General features: G+C 52.7%; 6 protein-coding genes. 5 read left to right on the top strand and 1 reads right to left on the bottom strand.

All coding sequences use genetic code 11. The annotated features are described in order from the left end of the window. Together D3F01_RS10365 and D3F01_RS10360 are read left to right on the top strand one after the other, a co-directional pair. The coding region (locus D3F01_RS10365; RefSeq protein WP_242888501.1) for a hypothetical protein at positions 1-809 on the top strand (809 nt) is incomplete at its 5' end. 71 nt (positions 810-880) lie between these two features. Next, the gene (locus D3F01_RS10360; RefSeq protein WP_055190176.1) at positions 881-1,330 is read left to right on the top strand and encodes a hypothetical protein; all 450 of its coding nucleotides are present in this window, start codon (positions 881-883) and stop codon (positions 1,328-1,330) included. 77 nt (positions 1,331-1,407) lie between these two features. On the opposite strand, the gene D3F01_RS10355 is transcribed toward D3F01_RS10360, so the two are convergent. Further along, positions 1,408-2,208, bottom strand: a complete 801-nt coding sequence (locus tag D3F01_RS10355; protein WP_242888498.1) for a hypothetical protein — start codon at positions 2,206-2,208, stop codon at positions 1,408-1,410. Position 2,209: 1 nt separating this feature from the next. On the opposite strand from D3F01_RS10355, the gene D3F01_RS10350 reads away from it, so the two are divergent. The 3 genes from D3F01_RS10350 (at position 2,210) to mobC (ending at position 9,035) form a co-directional block, all read left to right on the top strand. Next, positions 2,210-2,566 carry a TnpV protein gene (locus tag D3F01_RS10350; RefSeq protein WP_242888495.1) on the top strand — a complete coding sequence of 119 codons (357 nt, stop codon included), beginning with the start codon at positions 2,210-2,212 and terminating at the stop codon, positions 2,564-2,566. Between the two features lie 368 nt (positions 2,567-2,934). Further along, positions 2,935-8,706: an SNF2-related protein gene (locus D3F01_RS10345; RefSeq protein WP_242888504.1), complete on the top strand. Its 5,772-nt coding sequence runs from the start codon at positions 2,935-2,937 to the stop codon at positions 8,704-8,706. Then, a complete protein-coding gene (gene mobC / locus D3F01_RS10340; RefSeq protein WP_207698577.1) occupies positions 8,703-9,035 on the top strand; it encodes a plasmid mobilization relaxosome protein MobC in 333 nt (110 codons plus the stop codon). The genes D3F01_RS10345 and mobC overlap by 4 nt, the downstream gene beginning before the upstream one ends. The last annotated feature ends 105 nt before the right edge of the window (positions 9,036-9,140 follow it).

The following is a 9,140-nucleotide window of genomic DNA, read 5'->3' as shown; positions in this document are numbered from 1 at the left end:
CCAAGCTGGCAGAGCAGGCTGATGTGGACCGTCTGGAGGGACACAGCCTTGCCGCATTTTTCTATCAAGTGATTGGAAAAATGGATGAAAAGCTGGACAAAGAACGGCAGGAAGCCTATGCAGCCCGCGTCAAGTACGATGCGGCTCTCCATGATCTTTCTTCCGTTGATGCCGACTTGAAGCAGATTCAAAATAGACTGGCACGGCTGTCCGATTGCGAAAGTCAGTATCAAGCTGCTCTTTCCGAAAAAATCAAAAACATCAAAGTCTCTGCCCACCCTGCCGCACAGCAGATTGCGGAAAGCGAAAGCCGCATTGCCGCACTGAAAGTTCAAAAGCGGGAGCTGCTGGAAGCCATCAACGCAGGAAAGACTGCCTTGCATACGGTCAACGAAGTTCTCGAAACCCTCCACAATGCCGAGGGCTGGAGTACATGGGACGTAATGGGCGGCGGTTTGATGGCCGATCTTGCCAAGTATGAGGAACTGGACGATGCGCAGAAACAAATCGAACAGCTTCAAGTGGAACTGCGGCGGTTCAAAACTGAGCTTGCTGATGTTGAGATCACCGCAGACCTTCAGGTTACGGTGGACAGCTTTCTGAAATTTGCAGATTTCTTCTTTGACGGCCTCTTTGCAGACTGGGCAGTTCTGGATCACATCAATCAGGCACAGAGCCGTGTAGAGAACACCAAGGGCCAGATCAAGCGTGTCCTCGCACTTCTGAAAAAGATGCGCGAAGATGTTGATGTCCAAATCGCTGACGAAAAAGAGAAGCAGGAGCAGCTTGCAGTGGAAACCGAGCTGTAGGGTTGGAGTGTTCGCTTATGTGATATGCTCAACTCAATAAATCGGAATCGAGGGAGTAGGAGAAATTGAGATTGGAGGATAAGTTGGTGAACAAGATTTTCAAAGGTCTTATTCGATTTTTGATAGAAGTGATAGTTATGACTGTTTTGATTGTTGGGATCAACATATTTACTAATGGTATGTATCTTTGGGGATTGCCCCGCATAAATGATATTCAGTCTGTAAATATCACGTATCCGAGTGTCACGGATGATGTTAAAGAAATTTCGAGCAGTGAGGACATTGAGTTAGCCTTAAAGCTAACGGGATTTCTGAAATATGATTTATTTGGGGAAGTGAATAGCGAAGAAGAACCCGCTATTACAATTACTTATTTTCTCAAGGATGGAACAAGCAAAACAATCTCCGCTAATAACACTACTGTCTGGTGGAACAATAAAATTCATGTAATCAAGGACAAGGAAATGTTTGTCAACCTAACAGAGGGAATTTTCTTTCTGGAAGATTTACAAACAAAGTAAATCAATTCCTGTTTGACGGACTATCAAATTATTACACACCTTCTGCGGGCGACCCTCAAAACGGTTGCCCGCTCTTTTTATACCCTAAAATCCGAAAAAGGAGGAACGCTATGCCAAGCAAAACCGAAGAATATCTTGCCCTTGCCCAGCGCACGGCCAACGGCTTGACCCGGTACTGGGAAAGCTGGACGGACTACCTGACCACTGCATCCCGGTTGTACAAGTACCCCTTTGCAGACCAGTTGATGATCTACGCTCAGCGGCCCGATGCCACCGCCTGCGCCGACTATGATGTTTGGAACAACCGGATGAACCGCTATGTCAGGCGTGGCTCTAAGGGCATCGCTCTGCTGGACGAATCCAGCGGATTCCCTCGGCTGCACTACGTCTTTGACGTAAGCGATACCGGGGTGCGCCGCAATTCCCGTGACCCGGAGATGTGGCAGTACAATGACGACCTGAAACAGCCGGTTTCGGAAATGTTGAGCAAGACCTACGGCATCAGCGGGGAGCGTGTCAGCCAGCAGCTTGCGGATGTTGCCGGGAAACTGGTGGCGGATTACTGGGACAACAACAGCGAGGACATCAGCGCCATCGTTGACGGTTCGCTGCTGATGGATTATGATGAAGCCGGGGTGGAGATGCAGTTCAAGTCTGCCGCCGCCATTAGCGTCACCTACACGCTGCTGGAACGCTGTGGATTTGAGCCGGATGGCTATTTTGACAAAGACAGTTTTCAGGCCATCTACGATTTTTCTACCCCGGACACTGTCTACACACTCGGTGCCGCAGTCAGCGACATGAGCCGGGAGGTGCTGCGGAACATCGAGCGCACCGTTAAAACAACCATTCGCCGCCGCAATGCAGAAAGGAGCCAATATGAATACGAACAGCAGGAACGTGACCTACTCGACCGTCGGGGACTACCAGCTCCCGAACCTGATTCTGAACCAGCCCCGGAAACCGCTGGGCAAGTACGGCAGGCTGCGCCGGACGTACCTGATGAACCATCGCCCGGTGCTGTACAACACGATGCTCCTGAACGGGAGCCTGTACCCGCACCTGATGGAGGTGGAGCAGACGGCAGAGAGCCAGATGCAGCAGACCATGCAGGGACTGCTGAAGCAGAACCCGGCTCCGAACAAGGAGCAGCATCAGATGGGGTGGGTGCAGCACATGAACAGTCTGAAAGCACAGGCCGAGGAACTGGTGCTGAACGAACTGATTTACAGTTAAGTTTCTTCGATGCCCACATTCCCACCGAAGCCCAGCAAATTGAAAAGATCGACCAAGCGGAGAGCGAAAAAACGCCCTCCGCTTTTTCGTTATCGCAATCGGAAATTGAGAACGAGCTGCGGCGGCATGGTTCAGGGTTTGCAGGCGGCAAACAGCGCATTATGGCGCTGTACCAGACCCAGCCTGACCGCAAATTCCGTGCCAAAGCACTGGCAAAGGAGTACGGCATTGGTGGGCACTCCCACGATTTTCTGGACGGAAGCCGAGGCTTCGTCAACCACGACTGGAAGGGATTGGAATTTGACCATTACCCCGACCACCAGAAAATCGCCCTGAAATGGGCGCAGGTGGAAAAGTATATCGACCTGATGATCCAATCCGACCGCTACCTGACCGATGAGGAAAAAGAGCAGCGTACTGCCAGACAGGAAGCTGAACGTCAGCTTCCGATGCTGGATGGCACTGTTGCCGCAGAGTACACTGCTCTGAAAGAACAGTATCCTAACACCCTCGTGGGCTTTGAACTGAACGGTAACTATCTGTTCTATGACAAAGATGCCGTTGCTGTGGAGCGGATTCTGCGCACCAATCTTCTGTCACAGGAAAATGTGCTTGGCAAAGTCAAAGTAACTGGTTTTCCGAGTGAGCAGTGGGCAGCAAAATCTAAAAAGCTGTGGGCAGCGGGCAACAACGTCTATCTGGCTGGCTTGAACGAAGATGGCTCCCACCACCAGACAAAATATCTCCGTGAAGCGGATTATCTGCCAATCGGCAGCATCATCAAGCTGGATGACCGAGATTTTCGGGTAGAACACGTTAATTTTACGTTCAAATCCGTCAGCTTGCAGGACATGGAGCTGACGAAAAACAGACTGCCCATTTTCCGCAATGAGCATCTTCCGCACATCAGAGAACTGTACGAAGAACAGCAGGCCGCAGCCATTGATCTGGTTCCCGAAAAAGAGGTCAGCTATAAGGTCGGGGACGAAGTTGTAGTAGACCTTCCCACCAGAACGATTGAAGGAACCATCGGCTATGTTGGCGAAACCGATGTGCGCATCGACACCAGTGCGCACGGTCAGTCATGGGACAATGAGGTCATCAACAAGCAGCAGTTCGAGAATGCACTGCGGCAGGAGGAGCCGGATGTGTCTGAACTGACCGATGAGGAACTAGACGAACTGCCCATCTCTACGGTGATTGACGGCGAAGTGCAGACCTTCCCGGATGCCGCCGCCTTGGATGAAGCCCTGAATGCTGAACCTGCGCCGGAGCCTGCCGGAAACTTCCGTATCACGGACGACCATCTGGGCGAGGGCGGCGCAAAGCAGAAATATGCCCGGAACATTGAAGCCATCCGCACCCTGTTCAAGCTGGAACAGGAGCACCGAGGTGCCACTGCCGAGGAACAGCAGGTGCTTTCCCAGTATGTGGGCTGGGGCGGTCTGGCGGATGCCTTTGACCCCGGCAAAGATAGTTGGGCAAAGGAATATGCAGAGTTGAAAGGGCTGCTCTCCGAGGATGAGTACGCTGCTGCCCGTTCCAGCACCCTGAACGCCCACTATACCAGCCCTACCGTCATCCGTAGTATCTACGATGCCGTGGAGCGCATGGGTTTCCACAGCGGTAACATTCTGGAACCTAGTATGGGCGTGGGCAACTTCTTTGGAATGCTGCCGGACAGCATGGCAGACAGTCGGCTGTACGGCGTGGAACTGGACAGCATCACCGGGCGCATTGCGAAAAAACTGTATCCGCAGGCCGACATTACCGTGGCAGGCTTTGAGACCACCGACCGCCGTGATTTCTACGATCTGGCGGTGGGCAACGTGCCCTTTGGTCAGTACAAGGTCAACGATAAGGCGTACAACAAACTGGGATTCTCCATCCACAATTATTTCTTTGCGAAAACCATCGACCAAGTGCGTCCGGGCGGCATCGTGGCGTTTGTGACTTCTCGCTATACCATGGACAGCAAGGACAGCACCGCCCGCAAGCACATGGCAGAACGAGCCGATTTGCTGGGTGCCATCCGTCTGCCCAACAATGCGTTTAAGGCAAATGCAGGCACCGAAGTGGTTTCGGACATTATCTTTTTGCAAAAGCGTGACCGCCCCATCGACCACGAGCCGGACTGGGTGCAGCTTGGCAAGACCGAAGATGGTTTTGCCATCAACCAGTATTTCGTAGACCACCCGGAGATGGTGCTGGGGCAGCTTACGCTGGAAAGCACCCAGTATGGTCATGACCTGACCGTTGCGCCCATCGAGGGCGCAAACCTTGCCGACCAGCTTGCCGAGGTGGTACAGCATATTGAGGGGCAATACACCGAAGCTGAGGTGGAAACACCAGATATTGCGGATGCCGAAAACGAGAAGCATATTCTCCCGGCTGACCCGGATGTAAAAAACTTCTCCTACACCGTGGTGGACGGTGAGGTGTACTACCGAGAAAATTCGATTATGACGCAGGTGGAGTTGTCCGATAATGCCAAAGCCCGTGTCACCGGCATGGTGGAACTGCGGCAGATCGTCAACCAGCTGATTCAGGAGCAGCTGGACGATTACCCGGATGAGGACATTAAGGCAACCCAAGCAAAGCTGAACACAGCTTATGACGCTTTTACCGCAAAATACGGTCTGCTCAACGACCGCAAAAATGGGCGTTTGTTTGAGGATGATTCTTCCTACTATCTGCTCTGCTCTTTGGAAAATCTCGATGAGAATAAACAGCTCAAAAGCAAGGCGGATATGTTCACCAAGCGAACGATTCGCCCAGAGCACACGGTCACCAGCGTGGACACCCCCAGCGAAGCACTGGCAGTGTCCATTGGAGAACATGGCCGTGTTGATCTGCCCTATATGGCGGAACTTCTCGGCTCTCCCGGCGATTATGAGCGTATTACCACAGAGCTGCAAGGCGTGATTTTCAAAGACCCTTCTGCGGATGCAGATGAGCCGGAAGCAGGCTGGCAGACTGCGGACGAGTATCTTTCCGGCAATGTGCGGAATAAACTGCGCATGGCTCAGCTTGCCGCTGAAAGCCACCCGGAGTTCAAGATCAATGTGGAGGCTTTGACCAAAGCGCAGCCGAAGGACCTTGAAGCATCAGAAATCGACATCCGACTGGGTGCCACATGGCTGAATCCCGCCATTGTGCAGCAGTTTATGATGGAGACTTTTCAGCCGCCCTACCGCATCCGCTATAACAACCTGATCCAAGTCCGCTACTCTCCATTTACGTCCGAATGGCGCATCGGCAACAAATCTGCCGCCGGAATGTATGATATCATGTCCACCGAAACCTACGGCACCCACCGGGCCAACGCCTACAAGATTTTGGAGGACACCTTGAATTTGCGGGACTGCCGCATTTATGATACCATTGAGGAGGATGGTAAAGAGCGGCGTGTCCTGAACCAGAAGGAGACGATGCTTGCCCAGCAGAAGCAGCAGGCCATCAAGGATACTTTTGCAGGCTGGGTTTGGCAAGACCCGCAGCGGCGGAATCTGCTGGTGAAGCAGTATAACGAGTTGTTCAATAGTACCCGGCCCCGCGAGTATGACGGAAGCCATATCCATTTTGTCGGTATGAACCCGGAGATCAATCTGCGGGAACATCAGCGCAATGCAGTTGCTCATGTGCTTTATGGTGGGAACACCCTGCTCGCCCACGAGGTGGGTGCCGGCAAAAGTTTTGAGATGGCAGCTTCGGCAATGGAATCTAAGCGTTTGGGCCTGTGTCAGAAAAGCCTGTTCGTGGTACCCAACCATCTGACCGAGCAGTGGGCCAGCGAGTTCCTGCGGCTATACCCCAATGCAAAGCTGCTCGTTACCAGCAAGAAAGACTTTGAACCCGCCAATCGAAAGCGTTTTTGCGCCCGCATCGCAACCGGCGACTACGATGCCGTCATTATCGGCCACTCGCAGTTTGAGAAAATCCCTCTTTCTGCGGAACGGCAGGCACGGATCATCGAAGATCAGATCGAGGAAATCGAAAAAGCCATTGCAGAGGCCAAGGAACAGTCCGGTGAGCATTTTACCGTGAAACAGATGGAAAAGACACGGAAAACACTGGAGGTGAAACTGAAAAAGCTACAGTCCACCGACCGCAAGGATGATGTGGTCACATTTGAACAATTAGGCGTAGATAGGTTATTTGTGGACGAGAGCCAGAACTACAAGAACCTATATCTTTACACCAAGATGCGCAATGTTGCTGGCCTTTCTACCTCCGAAGCACAGAAGTCCAGCGATATGTTCGGCAAGTGTCGTTATCTGGATGAAGTGACTGGCGGGCGCGGCGTGATTTTCGCAACGGGAACGCCCATCAGCAACTCCATGACGGAAATGTACACACTGATGCGCTATTTGCAGTACAGCACTCTCCAGCAGAAACAACTGCCCCACTTTGATGCATGGGCTTCTACGTTTGGCGAGACCACCACGGCCATTGAGCTTGCGCCGGAAGGAACCGGCTACCGTGCGCGCACACGTTTTGCCAAGTTCTTTAACCTGCCGGAGCTGATGAATATGTTCAAGGAGGCAGCGGACATCAAGACTTCCGACCAGTTGCATCTGCCTGTTCCGGAAGCCAAGTTTGAAACTGTCGTGGTCAAACCCTCGGAAATCCAGCAGGACATGGTGAAATCCCTGAGCGAACGTGCTGCTGAGGTGCATAGCGGTGCGGTTGACCCCTCGGTGGACAATATGCTGAAGATCACCTCGGACGGACGTAAAATCGGCCTTGACCAGCGGCTGATGAATCCGCTCACCCCGGATGACCCGGACAGCAAGCTGAATGCCTGTGTCGACAATGTTCTGCGTATCTGGAACGAAACCAAAGAGGATAATCTGACGCAGCTGATTTTCTGCGATATGTCCACGCCCAAGGGAGACGGCTCGTTCAATGTCTACGATGATATTCGCACAAAGCTGCTTGCCGCCGGGGTGCCGGAATCGGAGGTCGAGTTCATCCACAACGCTGATACTGAAGGTAAGAAAGCGGATTTGTTCTCCAAAGTCCGCAGCGGCAAGGTGCGTGTCCTGCTGGGCAGCACTGCAAAGATGGGCGCAGGCACCAATGTCCAGACCCTGCTGGTGGCCGTGCATCATCTGGATGTAGGCTGGCGACCGTCCGATATGACCCAACGCAACGGCCGAATCATCCGTCAGGGCAACAAAAACAAACAAGTTTACGTCTATAATTACGTCACGGAGGGGACATTCGACGCCTACCTCTGGCAAACGCTGGAAAACAAGCAGAAGTTTATTTCGCAGATCATGACGAGCAAATCTCCGATGCGCTCCTGCGATGATGTGGATGAGCAGGCTCTTTCGTATGCCGAGGTCAAGGCCCTATGCGCAGGCGACCCGCGCATCCGGGAAAAGATGGATCTGGATGTGCAGGTAGCAAAGCTCAAGGTGCTGCGCTCGGATTACCAGAACCAGAAATATCGTCTGGAAGATAAGCTGCTCAAGCATTACCCGGAGGAAATTCAGAAAGCGAAGAACCGTATTGCGGCTCTGAAAAACGATGCCCAAATCGCAGACGCACACCCGCAGGATAAGGAGAACTTCTGCGGCATGACGATCAAGGGCATGGTGTTCGATGAGAAAAAAGCAGCTGGTGAGCGGCTGATGCTCGCCTGCAAGGAGATGCCGAATGCGGATATGATGCTGCTGGGCACCTATCGCGGCTTTGAGCTGAACATTCGCTTTGACAGTTTCAAGAATGAGCATCAAATCGTTCTCCGCGGCGAGCTGAGTTATCCGGTACCGCTGGGCGATGACCCTCGCGGCAACATCGTCCGTCTGGACAATGCCATCGGCAATTTTGCCGACCGCATTGCCGATGCTGAGGCCGCACTGGATTCTCTGGAACAGCAGAAGCAGGCCGCAGAGGTTGAAATCGCCAAGCCGTTTGCGCAGGAGGAAGAACTGCAAACCAAGTCTGCCCGCCTTGCAGAATTGGATGCGCTGTTGAACATGGAGCATCAGTCCAGCCGGACAGAACCCGAAGCGGAAGAAAAGCCGGATGCCCGCCCCTCTGTGCTGGCAGCTCTGGAAGAAAAGGCTGATAAAGTGGAGCCTGTCCGACCATTCAAATCTTACTTGGATAAGGATGGTGATGCCCGGTGAACGACCGTCGCGACCAGCAGCTCCATTTCCGGGTCAGCAAAGTCGAACTGGAACGCATTCGTCAGAAGATGGAAAGTTGCGGTATTTTGAGCATTGGCTCTTATCTGCGAAAAATGGCTCTGGATGGTTACTGCCTGAATCTTGATTTACCACAGCTGCGTCGGATGGCGTACCTTCTTCAGAATTGCAGCAACAACCTGAATCAGGTGGCGAAACGGGCCAATGAAAGCGGGCAGTTCTATGCCGCCGATTTAGAGGACTTGCGTAGTCGGTTGGATGAGCTGATAGCTATTGGCAAGCAACTTCTCGCCAAACTCACCGAACTCTAAAAAATTTCCCGCAGTAGGAGGCTGCGGGTTTACATAACGGTTGACATCCTTGCAAGGCAAGGGGCGATACCTTTATAATAGGGGCGAAAAAGAAAGGCTGGTGTT

Source organism: Faecalibacterium sp. BCRC 81149 (assembly GCF_022750605.1).
In the GTDB taxonomy this organism is placed as follows: domain Bacteria; phylum Bacillota; class Clostridia; order Oscillospirales; family Ruminococcaceae; genus Faecalibacterium; species Faecalibacterium duncaniae.
Note: the sequence above shows the minus strand (reverse complement) of the source record. Positions and strands in the feature narration are given on the sequence as shown.